The 20,244-nt window shown below is 70.7% G+C and carries 6 protein-coding genes; 1 reads left to right on the top strand and 5 read right to left on the bottom strand.

The genetic code is table 11. The features are described from left to right. Positions 1 to 44: 44 nt before the first annotated feature. Positions 45 to 13,913 (bottom strand): Ig-like domain-containing protein, encoded by a 13,869-nt coding sequence (locus Q0R63_RS23515; RefSeq protein WP_295702658.1) that lies wholly within the window; start codon positions 13,911 to 13,913, stop codon positions 45 to 47. 329 nt (positions 13,914 to 14,242) lie between these two features. On the opposite strand from Q0R63_RS23515, the gene Q0R63_RS23510 reads away from it, so the two are divergent. Further along, a complete protein-coding gene (locus Q0R63_RS23510; RefSeq protein WP_295702655.1) occupies positions 14,243 to 15,310 on the top strand; it encodes an NUDIX hydrolase in 1,068 nt (355 codons plus the stop codon). 138 nt (positions 15,311 to 15,448) lie between these two features. Here Q0R63_RS23510 and Q0R63_RS23505 read toward each other — a convergent pair whose 3' ends face one another. The 4 genes from Q0R63_RS23505 to Q0R63_RS23490 all read right to left on the bottom strand — a co-directional run bounded on the left by Q0R63_RS23505 (position 15,449) and on the right by Q0R63_RS23490 (position 19,865). Next, positions 15,449 to 16,564 carry a PfkB family carbohydrate kinase gene (locus Q0R63_RS23505; protein ID WP_295702716.1) on the bottom strand — a complete coding sequence of 372 codons (1,116 nt, stop codon included), beginning with the start codon at positions 16,562 to 16,564 and terminating at the stop codon, positions 15,449 to 15,451. Positions 16,565 to 16,677: 113 nt separating this feature from the next. After that, positions 16,678 to 17,523 (bottom strand): carbohydrate ABC transporter permease, encoded by an 846-nt coding sequence (locus Q0R63_RS23500; RefSeq protein ID WP_295702653.1) that lies wholly within the window; start codon positions 17,521 to 17,523, stop codon positions 16,678 to 16,680. A 1-nt stretch (position 17,524) separates the two neighbouring features. Then, the gene (locus Q0R63_RS23495) at positions 17,525 to 18,493 is read right to left on the bottom strand and encodes a sugar ABC transporter permease (protein ID WP_295702651.1); all 969 of its coding nucleotides are present in this window, start codon (positions 18,491 to 18,493) and stop codon (positions 17,525 to 17,527) included. A gap of 7 nt (positions 18,494 to 18,500) precedes the next feature. Next, complete coding sequence (locus tag Q0R63_RS23490; protein ID WP_295702649.1) at positions 18,501 to 19,865, bottom strand: sugar ABC transporter substrate-binding protein; 1,365 nt, start codon at positions 19,863 to 19,865, stop codon at positions 18,501 to 18,503. Between the last annotated feature and the right edge of the window lie 379 nt (positions 19,866 to 20,244).

Here is a 20,244-nt window from a genome sequence, read left to right as displayed (position 1 = left end):
GTCGTGGTGCTGCAGACCGGGGTCGGCGTCGAGCCGTCACAGACCTAGTAGCTGTAGCCGTCCGGACCGCTGTAGCCGGCCGTCGGGGTGTAGGTGATGGCCCCGGTCGTCGCGCTGACCGAGGTCGTGCCGTGCGCCGATGCCGTGGTCACCCGCACCGAGGTGGGGTCGAGCGGTGCTCCACCCGGGCTGACGGTGTCGTTGGACAGGACCGGCGTCGAGACCGAGCCGTTCTGCGCGACGGACGCCGTGTCCGGCTGGGCCGTCACGGTGTTCGTGACCGCCACGGTGACCGTCGCCGTCGCGCACATGGGCGTGGCGCCGGTGTCGCACACCTGGTAAGTGTAGGTGTCCGTACCCGAGGTCCCCGCGGTCGGGACGTAGGTGATCGTGCCGTCCGGGTTGACGGTGGCGGTGCCCTTGCTCGGCGGGATGGCCACGGTCGGGTTGGCCAGCGGCTGACCCGATCCGCTCGAGTCGTTGGCCCGGACGTTGGTGGTGACCGACGTGCCGGGGGTGGTCGCCGCGGAGTCCGCGACGGCGGTGACGGTGTTGGTGCCGACCGAGAGGCTGACGAGCGCCACGTCGCACACGGGGGTCGGGGTCGAGGTGTCGCACACCCGGTAGCCATAGCTGTCCGTGCCCGAGTAGCCGGCCTGCGGGGCGTAGGTGATCGTCCCGTCCGGGTTCGGAGTCGCCGTACCGTGCAGGGGCGCGGTGGTGACGGTCACCGACGCCGGGTCGAGCGGAGCACCGTTCGGGCTGATGGTGTCGTTGGCCAGGACGTTCGTCGTCGTCGACGTGTTCTGCGGCGTGGTGGCCGCGTCGTCGATGGCGGTGATGGTGTTGTTCACCGAGACCGTGACCGTGGCGGTCGAACAGGTGGCCGGGGTCCCGGTGTCACAGACCTGGTAGGTGTAGGTGTCCGTGCCGGAGGTCCCGGGCCGCGGGGTGTAGGAGATCGTGCCGTTGGTGTTCACGGCCGCCGTGCCCTTGGTCGGCGCGGTGGCCACGGTCGGGTTGGCCAGCGGCTGACCCGATCCGCTCGAGTCGTTGGCCCGCACGTCCGTGGTCACCGGGTTGCCCGGGGTCGTCGTCGCGGTGTCCGCGTTCGCCGTGACCGAGTTCGCACCGACGAGCACGGTGACCGTGGCCGACCCGCATACCGGGGTCGGGGTCGAGCTGTCGCAGACCTGGTAGGTGAAGGTGTCGTTCCCGCTGAACCCGGGGTTCGGCACGTAGGTGACCACGCCGGTCGTGGTGTTCACCGACGTGGTGCCGGAGCGGGCCGCGGTGGTGACGGCGACGGAGGCCGGGTTCAGCGCCGAGCCACGGGGCGTGGCCGAGTCGTTGGCGACGACCGGGATGCTCGCCGTGCCGTTCTGCGGGATGGAGGCCGTGTCGTTCCGGGCCGTCACGGTGTTGACGACGGAGACGGTGACCGTGGCCTGGCCGCAGACGGGGGTGCTGCTGGTGTCGCACACCTGGTAGACGTAGCTGTCCGTGCCGGACGTGCCGTCGGTCGAGGTGTAGGTGATCGTGCCGGCCGCGTTGACGACGACGGTGCCCTTGGTCGGCGGCGTGACGATCGTCGGGTTGGCCAGCGGCTGCCCGGTGCTGCTGGAGTCGTTGGCGCGGACGTCCGTGGAGACCGGGTTGCCCGGGGTCGTCGTCGCCGAGTCGTTGTTGGCGACGACGGTGTTGCCGCCGACGGTGACCGACACGACGGCGGTGCCGCAGACCGGGGTGGGCGACGAGCCGTCACAGACCCGGTAGGAGTAGCTGTCCGACCCGCTGTAGCCGTTCGCCGGCATGTAGGTGATCGCCCCGGTGCTGAGGTTGACCGAGGTCGTGCCGTGCTGCGGTGCGACCGTCACCATGACCGACGCGGGGTTCAGCGGCGAGCCTCCGGGCGAGACGGTGTCGTTCTGCAGCACGGGGGTCACCACGGCGGTGTTCTGCGCGGTGGTGGCGGTGTCGTTGACGGCCGTCACCGTGTTGACGACGGTGATGCTCGCCGTGGCCGTGGTCTGCGAGCAGGCCTGCGGCGTCCCGGTGTCGCACACCTGGTAGGTGAAGCTGTCCGAGCCGGACTTCCCGGCCTGCGGCGTGTAGGTGATGGTCCCGTCGGGGTTGACGACGACGGTGCCCTGGGTCGGCTGCACCACGATCGTCGGCGGCCCGAGGGGCTGGCCGGAGCTCGACGTGTCGTTGGCCCGGACATCGACCGTGAGCGGTACGCCGGCCTGGGTGCTCAGGGTGTCGCCGACCGCGGTGACGGTGTTGGGCGAGACCGTGATCGAGACCGCGCTGCGGTCGCAGACCGGGGTCGGGGTCGAGGTGTCGCAGACCGAGTAGCGGTAGGTGTCCGGGCCGCTGTAGCCAGGCGTCGGGGTGTAGGTGATCGCCCCGGTCGTCGTGTTGATCGACGTCGTCCCGTGGGCCGGGGCGGTGGTGACGGTGACGGAGGCCGGGTCGAGCGGCGCCCCGTTGGTGCTGACGGTGTCGTTGGCGAGCACCGGCGTCGAGACCGACCCGTTCTGGGGCACGGTCGACGAGTCGGACTGCGCCGTCACGGTGTTGACGACGTTGACGGTCACGGTCGCGGTGCCGCACACCGGGGTCGCGCTGGTGTCGCAGACCCGGTAGGTGAAGCTGTCGGCGCCCGACGTGCCGTTGGTGGGGGTGTAGGTGACCGTGCCGTTCGGGTTGACCACCGCCGAACCCTTGGTCGGCTGGGTGAGGATCGTCGGGGCGGAGAGGGGCTGTCCCGACGCGCTCGAGTCGTTCGTGCGGGGGTCGAAGGTCACGGCGGTGCCCGGCGTGGTGGCATACGTGTCGTTGTTGGCGCTGACGGTGTTGCCACCGACGGTGAACGAGACCGTGCTGCTGGCGCAGACCGGTGTCGGGGTCGAGGAGTCGCAGACCCGGTAGGTGTAGGTGTCGGGGCCGCTGTAGCCGGGGTCGGGCGTGAAGGTGACAGCGCCCGTGCCCGTGTTCACCGCGGTCGAGCCGTGGGCCGGGGCCGTGGTGATGGTGACCGATGCGGGGTCGAGCGGCGCGCCACCGGGGCTGATGCTGTCGTTGGCGAGCACCGGCGTGGAGACGGCGGTGTTCTGGGCGGTCGAGGCGGTGTCGGGGTTGGCGGTGACGGCGTTGGTGACCGAGACGGTGACCGTGGCGTTCGCGCACACCGGGGTCGGCGTGGAGGTGTCGCAGACCCGGTAGGTGTAGGTGTCCGTCCCCGAGGTCCCGGCCGTGGGCGTGTAGGTGATCGTGCCATCGGTCTCGAGGACAGCCGTGCCCTTCGACGGCTGGGTGACGACGGTCGGGTTGGCGAGGGGCTGACCGGAGGCCGTGGTGTCGTTGCCACGCACGTTCGTGGTCACCGGGTTGTTCGGGGTCGTCCGCGCGATGTCGTTGACCGCCGTGACGGTGTTGGCGCCCACGGTGACGCTGACGAGGGCCGTCGCGCAGACCGGCGTCGGGGTGGAGGTGTCGCAGACCCGGTAGGTGTAGCTGTCCGTCCCGCTGTAACCCGTGACGGGGGTGTAGGTCACGGCGCCGTTGGTCGAGTTGACCGTCGTCATGCCGTGGGTCGGGGCGGTGGTGATAGTCACGCTCGAGGGGTCGAGCGGGGCGCCCTTGGGGGCCACCGAGTCGTTGGCCAGGACCAGCGTGGTGACGGCCTTGTTCTGTGGCGTCGTCACGGTGTCGTTGGTGGCCGTCACCGTGTTGGCCACGGTGATGGTCACGGTGGCGGTCCCGCACACCGGGGTCGGGGACGAGGTGTCGCAGACCTGGTAGGAGTAGACGTCCGTGCCGGAGGTCCCGGCGTTCGGCGTGTAGGTGATCGTGCCGTCGGGGTTGACCACCGCCGTGCCCTTGGTGCCCTGGGCGGTCACCGTCGGGTTGGTGAGCGGCTGGCCGGTGGCGCTGCTGTCGTTGGCCCGGACGTTCGTGGTGACCGCGACGCCCGGCGTGGTGCTGTCGGTGTCGTTGGTGGCCCGGACGGTGTTGCCACCGACGCTGAGGCTCACCGTGGCGATGGAGCAGACCGGGGTGGGGCTCGAGGTGTCGCACACCTGGTAGCTGTAGGTGTCGTTGCCGCTGAAGCCGGTGGTCGGGGTGTAGGTGACGGCCCCGGTCGTCGTGTTGACCGAGGTCGTCCCGTGGGCCGCCGGCGTCGTGACCGTGACGGAACCCGGGTTGAGCGGGGCGCCGCCCGAGCTCACGGTGTCGTTGGACAGCACGTCGGTGGTGACGGGGGTGTTCTGCGCGGTCGCGGCCGAGTCGGCGACAGCGGTCACCGTGTTGGCGACGGTCACCGTGACGGTGGCCGTGGCGCACACGGGGGTGGGCGTCGAGGTGTCGCAGACCCGGTAGGCGTAGGTGTCCGTGCCGGACGTGCCCGAGGTCGGGGTGTAGGTGATCGTCCCGTTGCCGTTGACGACCGCGGTGCCCTTGGTCGGCTGCGTCGTGACGGTCGGGTTGGCCAGCGGCTGACCCGTCGTCGAGGTGTCGTTGGCCCGCACGTTCGTCGTGACCGGGGTGGCGGGAGTCGTCGTGGCCGCGTCGTTGCCGGCGGTGACGGTGTTGGCCCCGACGGTCACGTTGACGTTGGCCGCGGCACAGACCGGGGTCGGCGTCGAGGTGTCACAGACCTGGTACCGGGAGGAGTCCGGACCGCTGTAGCCCGTGGTCGGGACGTAGGTGACGGCGCCGGTCGTCGTGTTGACCGACGTCGTGCCGTGCGCGGGAGCGCTCGTGATCGTGACCGAGCCGGGGTTGAGCGGGGCGGCGCCGGTGGTGACGGTGTCGTTGCCCAGGACGGACGTGGTCACCGCGGTGTTCTGCGGGGTGCTGGCGATGTCGTTCGTCGCCGTGACCGTGTCGGGCACGGTGACGGTGACCGTCGCCGAGCTGCAGACCGGGGTAGGCGTCGAGGTGTCGCAGACCCGGTAGACGAAGGTGTCCTGGCCGGAGAAGCCCGACTGGGGCGTGTAGGTGATGACGCCGGTGGTGCCGTCGACGGAGGTCGAGCCGTGGCCCGCCGCACCGGTCACGGTCGGGATCGCCAGGGGCTGGCCGGTGCTGCTGCTGTCGTTGGCGCGGACGTCGATCGCCACCGCCGTGATCGGCTGTGTCGTCGCGGTGTCGGGGTTGGCGACGACGGTGTTGCCGCCGACCGTGACCGTGACCGTCGCCGTCGCGCATAGCGGCGTCGGCGTCGAGCCGTCACAGACCTGGTAGCTGTAGGAGTCCATGCCCGTGTACCCCGCGGTCGGGGTGAAGGTGATGGCGCCGGTCGTGGTGTTGACCGTGGTCGAGCCGTGGGCGGGAGCAGACGTGACCGTGACGCTCGCCGGGTTGAGCGGCGAGGCGCCCGACGTCACGGTGTCGTTGGCGAGGACCGTGGTGGTGACGGCGGTGTTCTGCGGGGTCGTCGCCGAGTCGTTGACGGCGGTCACGGTGTTGGGGACCGTCACCGTGACGGTCGCGCTGGCGCAGACGGGCGTCGAGCTGGTGTCGCAGACCTGGTAGGTGAAGGTGTCCGTGCCGGACGTCCCCCGGTTGGGGGTGTAGGTGATGGTGCCGTTGGTGTTCACGCTCGCCGTGCCCTTGCCCGGCGCCACGAGGACGGTCGGGTTGGCCAGCGGCTGCCCCGACGTCGTGGTGTCGTTCGCGCGCACGTCGATGGTCACCGGCGTGGTCGGGCCGGTGGTGGCCGTGTCGTTGACCGCGGTCACCACGTTGGCGCCCACCGTGACGTTCACCGTGGCCGTCGAGCAGACGGGCGTCGGCGTGGAGCCGTCACAGACCTGGTAGCGGTAGGAGTCCGGGCCGGAGTAGCCGGTGGTCGGGGTGAAGGTGATCGCCCCGGTGGTCGTGTTGACGCTCGTCGTCCCGTGGGCCGCGGCAGTGGTGACCGCGACGCTCGCCGGGCTGAGCGGCGACCCGTTCGGCGACACGGTGTCGTTGCCGAGGACCACGGTGGTGACGGACGTGTTCTGCGGGGTCGTCGCCGCGTCGTCGACCGCGGTCACCGTGTTGGTCACGGTCACCGTCACCGTCGCCGTCGCGCAGGCGGGCGTCGGGGTCGAGGTGTCGCAGACCTGGTAGCGGTAGGTGTCGATCCCCGAGGTCCCGGATCTCGGGGTGTAGGTGATCGTGCCGTCGGTGTTGACCGTCGCCGTGCCCTTGGACGGGGCGGTGGCGATGGACGGGTTGGCGAGCGGCTGGCCCGTGGCGGTGGTGTCGTTGGCGCGAACCGTCGTCGTGACCGGCGTCCCGGGCGTCGTCGACGCGGTGTCGTTGACGGCCGTGACCACGTTGGGCGTCACGGTGATCGTCAGGGTGTTGCGGCCGCAGTTCGGCGTCGGGGTCGAGGTGTCGCACACCTGGTAGGTGAGGACGTCACCGCCCGAGTAGCCGGTGGTGGGGGTGTAGGTGATGGCACCCGTGGTCGGGTTGATCGACGTCGTGCCGTGCGAGACCGGGCTGACGATGGTGACCGAGGTCTTGTCGAGCGGAGCTCCGCCCGTCGTGACGGTGTCGTTGGCCGTCACGTCCGAGGTGCCGGAGGTGTTCTGGGTGACCGTGTTCTGGGCGACCGTGAGCGTGTCCCGGTTCGCGGTCACCGTGCTCCTGATCGTCACGGTGACGGAGGCCGTCGCGCAGAACGGCGTGGGGGACGAGGTGTCGCACACCTGGTAGCGGTAGGTGTCGACGCCGGACTGCCCGGAGGCGGGCGTGTAGGTGATCGTGCCGTCGGTGTTGACGGCCGCCGTGCCCTTCGTGCCCTGGGCGATGACGGTCGGGTTCGCCAGCGGCTGACCGGTGCTCGTCGTGTCGTTCGCCCGCACGTCCGTCGTCACCGGGACGGTCGGGGTCGTGCTGGCCGTGTCGTTCGTGGCGCTCACGACGTTGCCGCCGACCGTGATGGTCACGGTCGCGGTGGCGCAGACGGGCGTGGGGGTCGAGCCGTCGCATACCTGGTAGCGGTAGGTGTCCGTGCCGGTGTAACCCGTGGTCGGGGTGAAGGTGACGGCACCGGTCGTGGTGTTGACCGACGTCGTGCCGTGCAGGGGGGCGGTGGTCACCGTCACCGAAGCCGGGTTGAGGGGCGCGCCGTTGTTGCTCACCGTGTCGTTGCTCAGCACCGGTGTGGTGACAGGGGTGTTCTGTGCGGTGGAGCTCGCGTCGTCGTTGGCCGTCACGACGTTCGTGACCGTGACGGTCACCGTGGCGGACGCACAGACCGGGGTCGGCGTCGAGGTGTCACAGACCTGGTAGACGAAGGTGTCGACGCCGGAGGTGCCCGCCCGCGGCGTGTAGATGATGCGACCGCTGGCGGCGGTGACGGTCGTGGTGCCCTTGGTCGGCGCGGTGGTGACCGTCGGGTTGGCGAGGGGCTGGCCCGTCGAGCTCGTGTCGTTGGCCCGGACGTCGATCCCGATCCCGGTGCCCGGAGTCGTCGTGGCGCTGTCGTTGACGGCGGTCACCGTGTTGGCGCCGATCGTCACGGTGGCGAGCGCGCTGGCGCAGACCGGCGTCGGGGTCGAGGTGTCACACACCTGGTAGCGATAGGTGTCCGTGCCGGTGTAGCCCGCGGTCGGCGTGTAGGTGACCACGCCGGTCGTGGTGTTGATGCTCGTCGACCCGTGGGCCGGCGCCGTGGTGACGGCGACGGTGCCCGGGCTGAGTGGTGCGCCGCCCGCGGTGACCGTGTCGTTGGCCAGGACGTTCATGGCGACCGACGTGTTCTGGGGCGTCGTCGCCGAGTCGGGGTTCGCGGTCACGGTGTTGGTCACCGTCACGGTGACCGTGGCCTGCGAGCAGACGGGGGTCGGTGTCGAGGTGTCGCACACCCGGTAGGTGTAGGTGTCCGTGCCCGAGGTGCCGTTGGTCGGGGTGTAGGTGATCGTGCCGTTCGCGTTGACGACGGCGGTGCCCTTGGCCGGCTGGGTCGGGACGGTGGGGTTGGCGAGCGGCTGACCGGTGGCCGTCGTGTCGTTGGCGCGGACGTCGGTCGTCACGGCCACGCCTGGGGTCGTCGACGCGGTGTCGTTCACGGCCGTGACGGTGTTGGCCCCGATGGTGATCGTGGTCGTCGCCGTGGCGCAGGTGGGGGTCGGGGTCGAGGTGTCGCACACCCGGTAGGTGTAGACGTCGTTCCCGGTGTAGCCGGTCGTCGGGGTGAAGGTGATCGCCCCGGTGGTCGTGTTGACGGAGGTCGTCCCGTGGGTCGGTGCTCCGACGACGGTCACGCTGGACGGAGCGAGGGGCGCACCGCCCGCGGAGACGGTGTCGTTGGCCAGGACCGCGGTCGACTTCGGGGTGTTCTGCGGGGTCGAGTCGACGTCGTTCACGGCGGTGACGGTGTTCGTGACCGTGACCGTGACCGTGGCGGTCGCGCAGACCGGCGTCGGGTTGGAGGTGTCGCACACCCGGTAGGTGTAGGTGTCGACCCCCGAGGTCCCCGAGGTGGGCGTGTAGGTGATCGTGCCGTTGCCGTTGACGGTGGTCGTGCCCTTGGTGGGCGCTGTCGTCACGGTCGGGTTGGCCAGCGGCTGAACGGTGCTCGTCGTGTCGTTGGTACGGACGTCCGTCGTGACGGGCGTGTTCGGCGTCGTGGCGGCGCTGTCGTTGGTCGCCGTGACGGTGTTCGCGCCGACCGTCACGTTGACGTTCGCGGTCGCGCAGACCGGGGTCGGCGTGGAGGTGTCGCAGACCCGGTAGCGGTAGGTGTCGGGGCCGGTGTAGCCGTTGGTCGGCGTGTAGGTGACGGCGCCGGTCGTCGTGTTGACCGACGTCGAGCCGTGGGCCGGCGCGGTCGTGACCGTCACCGACGCCGGGTTGAGGGGCGCCCCGTTGGAGCTCACGGTGTCGTTGCCGAGGACCGTGGTCGTGACGGAGGTGTTCTGCGGCGTCGTCGCCGAGTCGTCCACTGCAGTAACGGTGTTGGTGACATTCACGGTCACGGTGGCGTTGGCGCAGACGGGGGTGGGGGTCGAGGTGTCACAGACGCGGTAGACGTAGCTGTCGGTGCCGGAGGTGCCGTTGGTCGGGGTGTAGGTGATCCGGCCCGTGGTGGCGTCGACGGACGTCGTGCCCTTCGTCGGCTGGGTCGTGACGGTCGGGATCCCGAGCGGCTGCCCGGTGGCTGTCGTGTCGTTCGCGCGGACGTCGGTCGTGACCGGGACACCGGGCGTCGTCGTCGCGGAGTCGTTGACGGCGGTGACCGGGTTGGCGCCGACGGTGAGCGTGACGGTGGCAGAGCCGCATACGGGCGTGGGCGAGGAGGTGTCGCAGACCCGGTAGACGAAGCTGTCGGTGCCGGTGTAGCCCGTGGTCGGGACATAGGTCGCCGCGCCGGTCGTCGTGTTGATGCTCACGGTGCCGTGGGTCGGCGCCGTCGTGACGGTGACCGTCGAGGGCGCCAGCGGGGAGCCGCCGTTGCTCACGGTGTCGTTGGCGAGGAGCGGCACGGAGACGGAGGTGTTCTGCGGGGTCGAGGCCGCGTCGGCCACGATCGTCACGGTGTTGGGCACCGTGACCGTGACGGTCGCCGAGGAGCAGACCGGGGTCGGGGTGGAGGTGTCACAGACCCGGTAGACGAACGTGTCCGTCCCGGTCTTGCCGTTGGTCGGGGAGTAGGTGATCGACCCGTCCGGGTTGACCACGGCGGTGCCGCGGGTCGGCGCCGAGGTCACCGTCGGGTTGGCCAGCGGCTGGCCCGTCTGGCTCGTGTCGTTGCCGCGGACGTTGATCGAGACGGCTGTCGCGGGCTGGGTCGTGGCGGTGTCGTTGACCGCGGTGACCGTGTTGGCCCCGACGGTGACCTGCTTGGTGATCGTCGTGCACTGGATCGGCGTCGAGGTGTCGCAGACCTGGACCTGGTAGGTGTCCGGGCCCGTGTAGCCCGCCGTCGGGGTGTAGGTCACCGCGCCGGTGGTGGCGCTGATCGACAGGGCGCCGTGGGCCGGAGCCGTCACCTGGGTGACGCGGGTCGGGTCGAGCGGCTTGCCCGTCGTCGTCGCGATGCCGCTGAGCGGGGTTGTCACGGAGGTGTTCTGCGGCGTCGTGATGGCCGGGCCCGGTGTGAAGACGTTGTTGACGGTGATCGTGACGGTCTCGGTGTCGCAGGCCGCGGGGTTGCCGTCGTCGCAGATGGTGTAGGTGAAGGTGTCCTGACCGCTGAAGCCGGCGTTGGGGGTGTACTTCAACGTCCCGTCCGCGTTCACCGTCGCCGTCCCGTTCGCGGGCTGGGTGGCGATGGTCGGGTTCACGATCGTCTTGCCCTGCGACGAGGTCGTCGCGGTCTTGACGTCGATCGAGCTGACCGGGGTGCCCACGGTCGTGGTGAGGCTCGGGCTCGGGCCGTGGACGACGTCGGCGACCGCGGCGGTAGCCGGGGACAGCGCGCAGCCGGCCGGTGTCCCCGTCGCAGTGCAGGTGGCCGGGTCCACCGGGTTCGTGCCGCCGGTCGGGTCGACGCTGGCCCGGTTGACCACCGAGGCGGCCGCCGCGAGCGGGCGCACGACGACGGTGACCGTCGCGGTGCCGTTGGTCGCCACGATCACGGTCGACGTCGGGATGGTGCAGAGCAGGGTCTGGCCCGCCGTTGTGGAGCCACCGGTCACGGTGCAGGTGGCACCCCCCGCGGAAACGTATGCCGTGTTGGGCGGCAGCACCTCGCGGATCGTCGCGCCGGCAGCCGGGTTCACCCCGGTGTTGGTCACGGTGAGGGTGTAGGTCGAGGGGTAGCCGACGACCAGGGCCGGCGACGGGGCCGACTTCGTCAGGCCGAGAGTGATCCCGCTGCCGATGGTCTGCGGAGCCGGGACCGCACAGCCGAGCGGGGTCCCGGTGGAGGTGCACGTCGCGGGGTCGACCGCGGTCGTCCCGCCGTCGGTGCCGACCGCGGCCTTGTTCTGGACGGTGGTCCCGGAGGTCGAGGCCGCCGGAGTGACCCGGATCGACAGGGCGGTGTTGCTCGCGCCGACGGCGATCGTGCCGGAGAAGGTGCACGTGACCGTCTGGCCGGCGGCCACGGTGCCGCTGACGACGCAGGTCCAGCCCGCCCCGGCGGACGAGGTGTAGGCGACGTTGGCGGGGAGGCGGTCGACGACGGTCGCGGACGGCGCGGCCGAGGGACCGCTGTTGATGACGGTGAGGCTGTAGTTGGCCGGTTGGCCCGCGATCAGGGTCGCGGGGTTGGTCTTCTGGAGCGACAGCGCGAAGGCGCTGTTGGTGAAGACGCAGCCCGCCGGGATGCCGTCGTTCGTCGCCGGTGTGGGGAAGACGAACGTGGCGGTGTTGCCCGTCCCGCTCGCGAGGAGGGCTCCGGTGAGGAGGTTGGTGCAGCTGTAGGTCGTGGTGTAGTTGGCGAGGTTCGTCGTCCCGGCGGCCGTCTGGGTCACGGTGTAGGTCGACCCGGGGACGGTGACGGCCGGACCGGCGGTCGCCGCCGGGGAGGACTGCAACCCGGTGGTGGTCCCGGAGGTCGTCCCTGCAGGGTTGACGACGAGACCGCCGCCGCTGATCGTCTCGGTGAACTGGTCGCCGGCCGCTGCGCGGTTGACGATGCTGGCCTGGCCGGTGACCGAGTTGTTGTAGTTGCACGAGGCCGCGTCGATCGGGATGCTCGAACCCGCCGTCAGGGGATAGCTGGCGACCTGGGCTCCCGAGCTCGGGTTGATCTTCTTGAGGAAGGACGTCGTGCCCCCGACGTCGCGGCCCGTGACGTAGAGGTAGCCGGTCGGCAGGTCGAACGCGATGCCGTTGAAGACCACGTTGTTCGGGGCGAGGTAGGCCAGCACCTTGGTCGTGTATGCCGTGTCGGTGCCCGTCGAGCCGAGGAGCCCCGACACGGTGAGCAGCGGGTTGGCGGTGGTGGTGGCGTCACCGGTGGTGGCGACGAGGAAGAGGCGGCCGAGGCGGTCGAAGGCGAGGTCGCCGTTGACGGTGCTGCCCGTGTTCACCGTCAGCGCGATCCGAGCGATCCGGCCCGGGATCGCGGTGTTCGTCGTGGTGTCGAAGCCGTAGACCTCGAGCGTCGTGGCCGTGCCCGTGGTGCTGACGAAGCCGAAGTAGTAGACGCCGTTCACCGGGTTGATCGCCCCGGCGATGACGGCACTGGTGGAGGTCGTGGTCGCCAGGGTGGGGCCGGTGTAGGTCGTCGTCGTGTTGGTCGACGGGTCGTAGCGGTAGATCGTCATCGCAGCGCCGGTGGCAGCGGTGCCGCTCGCGGCATACGCGAGGCCGGAGCCGTTGGTCACCGCGAGAGCATTGGTGGTGACTCCGGCCGCTGCCGCGATGCTGCCGACGAGGGTCTCGGCGCCGCTGGTGGGGTCGGCGAGGTAGATGTTGTGGTCGGTCGAGTCGACGACGTAGAGGTCGCCGGGCGTGCAGGTGATAGCGCTCCGTCCGACCGTCTGCGCGGCGGGGTAGGCGCAGCCGGCCGGGGAGCCGTTGGCCGTGCAGGTCGTCGGGTCGACCGGGTTCGCGAGTCCGGTCGGGTCGACCGCCGCGACGTTGCGGACCGAGGTGCCCCCGACGGAGAGCGCCGGGGTCGCCGTGAAAGTGAACGAGCTGAAGGCCCCGGTCGCGATCGAGCCGGAGAAGGTACACGTGACGGTCTGACCGGCGGCCACCGTCCCGGAGGCGGTGCAGGTCCAGCCGGCGCCCGTTGCGGAGGTGTAGGCGACGTTGGCCGGCAGGCGGTCGACGACCGTGGCGGTCGTGGCGGTCGTCGTCCCGCTGTTGCTCACCGTGAGGGTGTAGTCGGCCGGTGTGCCCGCGGTCAGCGTGGCGGGGTTGATCTTGGTGAGCGAGAGCTTCGGGGCCGTGACCCACTGGATCACGACGAGGCCGTTGCCGCCGTTGCCGCCGCCGGCGACGACGCCACCACCGGTCGCGACACCCGCGACGTACTGGGAGTCCGTGGTGAGGGCGGCCGCGCCGCCCGTCCCGGGGGTGCCGTAGGTCGCGTTGCCACCGGCCGTCGTCGACGCGGCGGTCACGGCGCCGACGTAGCTCGAGCCACCGCCGCCTGAGCCGTTCTGCGCGGTGCCGGCCGAGTTGCCGTTCTGGCACTTGCCGCCACCGCCGCCGAAGTAGCCCGAGCCGCCGCCCCCGCCACCCTCGGTCGGGTTGGTCGGGGTGCCGGTGCTCCCACCGTTCCCACCGGTGAACTGGCCTCCGGCGGTGGCGGCCGTCGAGCAGGTGACGACGGACGTCGCCCCGGCGCCACCGGTCGTCTGGGAGCCACCCCGTCCGGACTGGGCGGGCAGACCGTCCTGGCCACCGGTCGCGCCGCCGCCGCCGCCGGCGAACGGGTTGCCGTTGTCGGCGCCGGGTGAGGCACCGCCGCCGGCGCCGCTGACGATGACCGGGGTGGTCGTGCCCGTGAAGACTCCCGACAGACCTCCGCCGCTGCCGCCCGCGCTCCGGACGCTTGCGGTGCTGACCGTGCCGCCGGTTCCACCGCCGCCGTACGGGGAGGTCGAGGAGCCATTGGTCCCGGCCAGGCCGTCCCCACCGACGACGACCCGCAGGGCCGCCCCGGGAGTCACGGTCGCCGTGCCGTTGGCATAGCCGCCCCCGCCACCGCCGGACTCACCGTTGAAGTAGTTGGTGTCCGCGCCACCGCCACCGGCGCCCCACGACTTCACGAGGACAGAGGTCACCCCTGCGGGCACGGTGAACGTCTGGTCCCCGCCCGAGTAGGTGAACCGTTGGCAGTTGGTGTAGCCCCCGTCGGGCGTGCAGTTGACGACGGCCGCGTCCGCAGCCCCGGGGGAGGCGAGACCGGCGAAGGCGACCAGCGCGAGTGACGCGACCAGTGCGAACACGGCAGTGGCCGACGTCGAGGTCTGGAATCGACCCGTGAACTTGGTGAAGGACACCCCTGTGCTCCGATTCGTCATCTGCCGGCCCACGGACCGAGAGGAAGATGCACGCGGTTTGGCTTGGACCGGGTGCGACTGGGGTAGTCAAGTCGAGTCCGACATTCCGGTCAATACTCCGGAATAGGTCAAAGAGCCTGTAAGCGGAGGTTCACGCATGATTTGACCAAGAATTGACCAAACGGACGAGGGGTGACCGCACGGGCGGGGCGACGGGTCGCACGGTTCCCGGTCGACCCGGCCACGCAGCCGGTCACGCAGCCGGCCAGCACCCGGCCAGCACCCGGGGCCAGCGTCGGCCTCGAGGCCGGCGTCGTTAGGGTTGGGGAGTGAGCACGGACGAGAGCCCGACGCAGAACCCCCGGGGCCCCCAGCCCGAGCTCACCGACGGCACGATCATCCTGAGGCCGTGGCGCGACAGCGACATCCCGGCGGCGCTCGCCGGGCACGACGAGACCATCGCGCACTGGCTCGGCTCCGGTGAGGTCGCCCCCTCTGCGGCTGCCCAGCGAGCGGCCGTCGAGCGCTGGCGGGCCGGGTGGGCGGCCGGTCCCGAGGTGGCGAGCTTCGTCGTCGAGCACGAGGGTGAGGTCGTGGGCAGCGTCGAGGTCCGGGTGGTGGAGGGTCGCAGCGAAGGACCCGGCGGCGCCACGGGTGAGCTCTCGTGGACCCTGTATGCCGGGCACCGCCGCCGCGGGTACGCCACCCGCGCGGTGCGGCTCCTCATCGACTACGCGCTCGACGACCACGGGCTTGGGCTGAGCCGCGTCAGGGCCCGCGTCGAGCCTGGCAACGAGGCCTCCCTGCGCGTCGCCACCCGTAGCGGGCTCCGGCGCGAGGGCGTCGAGCGGGTCGCGCGCGGCACCGGCGACCGTCCCGAGACGACGGAGTACGTCGTCCTCGCCCGCCTGGTCGACGACCCACCGCTCAGCGACCCGACGCACTTCCGGACGCTCCTCAACTCGTTCCTCCCGCGCAAGCGGGGCATCGCCCAGATGCTGCTGCGCGATCTCCAGGGACGAGTTCTGTTGTGCCAGCTGACTTACAAGCAAGACTGGGACCTGCCGGGAGGCGTCGTCGAGGTCGGTGAGTCCCCGCGGCTCGCGGTCGGTCGCGAGGTCGAGGAAGAGCTCGGCCTCGAGATCGAGCCGGGCGCGCTGCTGCTCACCGACTGGCTCCCACCGTGGAGCGGGTGGGACGACGCCATCTGTCTCGTCTTCGACGGTGGTGTCCACGACGCCGCGATCGTCGAGCGGATCGTCAGGCAGGAGAGGGAGATTCGATCGGTGGCCTTCCTCACCCCGGAGGAGGTCCGCGCCCGGGCGACCGACTTCACCGCCCGGCGCATCGAGGCCGCGCTGGCCGGCGACCGCGGCTATACCGAGTCAGGCCGCTGAGCCGCCCCCGACGGGACCCATCCCCGCGCTCCCGCATTGACGTGAGAACGCGTCATCGACAGCGCACGTCATCGACAGCGCGATTTCACCCCGATCCGGGGCTGGGGTCGGTTCGGATCGGGTGCGGTCGGAGGCCGGTCAGCCGCGACCGACGTCGGCCTGACGCGCGATCGTCGCGGCGGCCCGGCGCACGGCCCCCCCGGGGACGGTGGGGACGATCTCCTCGAGGAAGGCGTAACGGCGACGGACCGACGCGGCATACGCAGTCGCACCCTGGGCGTCACGCACCTCGTGCCACCAGTCCGCGATGTCCCCCCATCCGGGTGCCGCGAGGGACCCACCGAACTGCTGGACCGCGAGCGACGAGCACAGGGTCGCGAAGGCCAGCCGGTCGCTCAGTCCCCACCCGGCCAGCGTCCCGACGACGAGGCTCGCCGCGAACACGTCGCCCGCACCTGTCGGGTCGAGAGCCGGCACCCGGAGCGCCGGCACCTGGGCCTCCTCCCCCGTCGTGCTGTCGATGGCCATCGCCCCCTGGTTGCCGTTGGTGACGACGGCGAGCGGCACCCGGTCGGCGAGCGCGTAGAGGGCGTCGTTGGGTGTCTCGGTGCGCGTATAGGCCATCGCCTCGGACGCGTTGGGCAGGAAGGCGTGGCAGAACTCGAGCCGGTCGAGGACCTCGATCGGCCAGGCACCGGAGGCGTCCCACCCGATGTCGCCGAAGACGAGCGCGCCGTCGTGCTGGGCGATCTCGACCCAGGAGGTCTGGCCGGGCACGAAGGCCTCGGCGAGGTCGACGAGGACGGAACGGGTACGGGGCGGCCGGCCGATCAGGCCGGTGGAGGACATCGGCGCGGGGTGCCCGTGGGTCACCATGCCCCGGTCGTGGTCGATGGACATCGACACCGTCACCGGTGAGTGCCAGTCGTCGAACCGCCGTGACCGGCTGAGGTCGACGCCCTCCTGCTGCTCCAGGGTGCGCCAGCAGAAGTCGCCGTAGTCGTCGTCCCCGAAGGCGGCCGCGAGCGAGGTCCGCAGGCCCAGCCGGCTGGCCGCGATGGCGAGGTTGGCGATGCCGCCCGGGCACGACCCCATGCCGTCGGCCCAGACCTCCGTCCCCCCTGTCGGGAGCGACGCCAGGCCGGTGAAGATGATGTCGAGGAACACCGTGCCGGCGAGCACCACGTCGAAGGGCGGCTCGTCGGGACTTCCCCGTCCGGGCAGGCCGGCGAGCGGGTCGTATGCCGTCATCATGCCTCCCATCCTGCCCTGCTCCGCCACCGACGAACGTCCAACCCTTGCGTCCGCGCCGACGCGGCACCGGTATGCCGTTCGCGCGGACGTCACGCGAATCTGCCGCGAGCGGCCTACTCGCTGATGCCGCTTCGCTCGACGCCCTCGACGATCCAGCGCTGCAGGAAGAGGAACATCACGACGAGCGGCAGGATCGCGATGGCTGCGGCGATGAACAGCTCGTGGAGGTTGCTCGTCTGCTGGGTGAGGAAGGTCGACAGCGCGATCTGCACGGTCCACGAGCTCTGGTCCTGGCCGATGACCAACGGCCAGAGAAAGGCGTTCCAGCTGCCGATGAAGGTGATGGTCGCGATGGCGGCGACGAAGCCCGTCGAGTTCGGTGCGACGACGCGCCAGAAGGTGCCCCAGTAGCCGAGCCCGTCGAGGCGAGCGGCCTCCTCGATCTCCCGGGGGAAGCCGAGGAAGTACTGGCGGAAGAGGAACGTCGCGAAGGCCTGGAAGAGGCCGGGGATGATCAGGCCGCGCAGGGTGCTCACCCACCCGAGCGACGAGACGAGGACGAAGCTCGGCACGAACGTCACCGAGGCCGGGATGAGCAGGGTCCCGACGATCGTGTAGAGGACCGCATCGGCGTGCCGATAGGGAATTCGCGCCAGACCGTAGCCGGCGAGCCCCGACAGGATGAGCACGCTGATCGTCTGGACCACGGAGATGACGGCCGAGTTGGCCAGGGCGCGCAGCATGGGGACGGCGGGGTCGGAGAACAGCTCGCCGATGTTGCCCCACTGGAGGGCGGCCGGGATCCACCGCCACTGCGGTGCGGTGATGTCGCTCTCGGTCGACAGCCCGTTGCGCAGGACGAGGTAGAAGGGCAGGAGGAAGCCGACCGCGCCGACGGCCAGCACGGCATACCGGACCCCGCCGCCGAACCGGTCGACGCGGCGTTGCTGGATCGCCATCTCAGTCCTCCCGACCGAAGCGCATGAACCGTCCCTGGACGAGCGCGACGATGGCGATGAGGAGGGTGAGGATGATGGCTCCGGCGCTGCCGTGGCCGAAGTCCTGGCCCTGCCCGAGCGCGGTGTAGTAGAGGTAGACCAGCGGTGGGCGTGCATAGGGCGGGTACTGCCCTGACGACGAGAGCAGGTTGAAGAACTCGTCGAAGGCCTGGAAGGCGTTGATCAGCAGCAGCAGGACGACCGCCGCCGAGGTGGCCGCGAGCTGGGGGACGGTGATGTGGCGCAACACCTTCCAGCCGGTGGCCCCGTCGACCGCGGCCGCCTCGTAGAGCGTCGGCGAGATCCGCTGCAGCCCGGCGAGGAACAGGATCATGTAGAACCCGACCTGGAGCCACAGCCGTGCCGTGACGATGACCAGCCAGTACCACGGCGGCTGGGTGATCGAGAGCCACGCGATCGGCTCGATGCCGAAGTGGTCGAGCACGGTGTTGACCAGGCCGAAGCGGACCCCGGAGAACAGGGACATCTTCCAGACCAGCGACGCGACGACGTAGGAGCAGGCGGTCGGCAGGAAGTAGACCGACCGGAAGAAGCCCTGGAGGGCCCGGGCGCGGTTGACGAGCAGCGCGAGCCCGAGCGAGAGGACGAACGTCGTCGGGACGATGAAGGCCGCGAAGACGATGAAGGTCGTCAGGCTCGAGCGGAACGCCGGGTCGGAGAGCAGGTCGGCGTAGTTCCCTAGCCCGACGAAGACCGTCGGCGTGACCGTGTTCCTGGCGTCGTAGAAGCTGAGCCACAGGCTCCAGAGGATCGGGACGTAGACGAAGACGACCAACCCGATGACGAACGGGCCGACGAACACCCAGAACCACAGGTTGCGGTTCTGGGGACCGCGCAGCCGGAGGGACCACGACGTCCTGCTCGCCGGGACGGGCTTCGACGTATGCCGGGGCGGCGCCGCTACCGCCATCCCGGCGTCAGGCCCCGACGCGCTTGAGCTCGGCCTCGACGGTCGACTTCATCGTGGCGATCTCCTTCTTCGGATCGGACCCGTCCTTGACGATCCGGCTGAGGCCGTCCGAGAAGGCGGTGGCGCACTTCGGCGTCCACAGCAGCGGCGACTGGGCGAAACCGTTCTCGTTGGCCAGCTTCGCGGCATCCGCGGCCGGGCCGGACTTCAGCTTCTCGGCCTGGGCGACGACGCTCTTGCGGGCCGGGATGTGGAACCCGTAGGACTGCGCGAAGTCGAGCTGGTCTGCGGTCTGGTCGACCCACAGCCACTTGACGAAGGCCTTGGCCGCGTCCACGTTCTTGGCCTTGGTGCTGACGCAGGAGCCGTAGGCGCCGATCGGGACGGCGCCCTTGCCACCGGTCGCGAGGGCGGGGAAGGCGATGACGCCGTAGTCACCCGGGAAGGCCTTCTCGATGACCGGCAGGGTCCACAGGCCGGTCCACTGCATCGCCGTGAGGCCTTGGGTGAAGGCCGACGGGTCCGACCAGTCGGCCGGTGCCCCGAGCAGGAGGGAGCCGCTGGTGAAGAGCTGGCGCAGCTTGCTGAAACCCTCGACCGCGGCGTCGGAGTCGAAGCCGAAGGCGGTCTGGTCGGCGTTGAGGTAGTCGAGCCCGGCCGCCCACAGCATCGGGCCACCGAGCACGCCCACCCCGCCGTCGGTCCCGGCGTAGAAGCCCTTGATCTTGTCGGTGGTCAGCTTCTTGGCGGTCGTCAGCAGCTCGTCGACCGTCGTCGGCGGCTGGACGCCGGCTGCCGTCAGGAGGCTCTTGCGGTAGACCAGCAGCTGCATGTCGGTGACCTGCGGGACGGCATACAGCTTGCCCTTGTAGGTGAACCGCTTGATGAGTGAGGGCGTGAAGTCCGAGGCCGCATCGCCGAGGACGCCTGTGAGGTCGACGACCTGGCCGCCCTGGATCATGTCGATGGACGGGCCGTTGCCGTTCTCGAACACGTCGGGACCCGACGAGGTCAGCAGCGACGAGGCGACCTTCTGGTCGTAGCCGCTGGGATACCACTGCACCGTCACCGAGGCGGCGGAGTAGGCCTTGGCGTATTTCTCGACCGCTTGCTGCGTCCCCGCCTCCCCGTAGGCGTGGTACCACTGCGAGATCGCCGGCTTGCCACCCGCACCGGTCGCGCCCACGGAGGTCCCGCGTCCGGTGTTGCCGCCGCAGGCAGCGAGCGCACCGGCGCCGACGGCCGCTCCGGCCAGGCCGAGGAAGCCGCGGCGACCGACGCGGAAGGTCGTCGACGATGCCGGCGACTCTGGCGAGGCGGACGACTCTGGCGAAGCGGACGACTCTGGCGAGGTTGATGAAGACGGTGACATGGGCGCTCCCCGTGAAACGTGCGGTGCACCTGAGGCACCACTGACTTCCGCCACCGTAGCCCGCCACCCCACCCGGCAAACCTCGTAGGGTCGCCCGTGATGCATTCGGTATGCCGTGATGTCCGCCACGCGGCCGGTCCTCGGGGCGCGACGCCCGGCCCATGCCCGTTTTCCGTGCCCACCCGGGTGTGGTCGGGCGTGCTGGTGGCCCCGCCGTGGTTGGGGCGGGGTGGGGGGTGGGGTGGTCAGGTGTGCCAGGTGACGTGGGTGTTGTCGATGGTCGCGGACAGGTCGCGGTCGTGGACGAGGGTGTGGTGGCGTGGGCAGAGCAGGGCGCCGTTGTCGATGGTGGTGGGTCCGCCGCGGGTGTGCCAGTGGG

Source organism: Lapillicoccus sp., assembly GCF_025353065.1.
In the GTDB taxonomy this organism is placed as follows: domain Bacteria; phylum Actinomycetota; class Actinomycetes; order Actinomycetales; family Dermatophilaceae; genus Lapillicoccus.
This window is presented reverse-complemented; position numbering and strand designations above follow the sequence as displayed.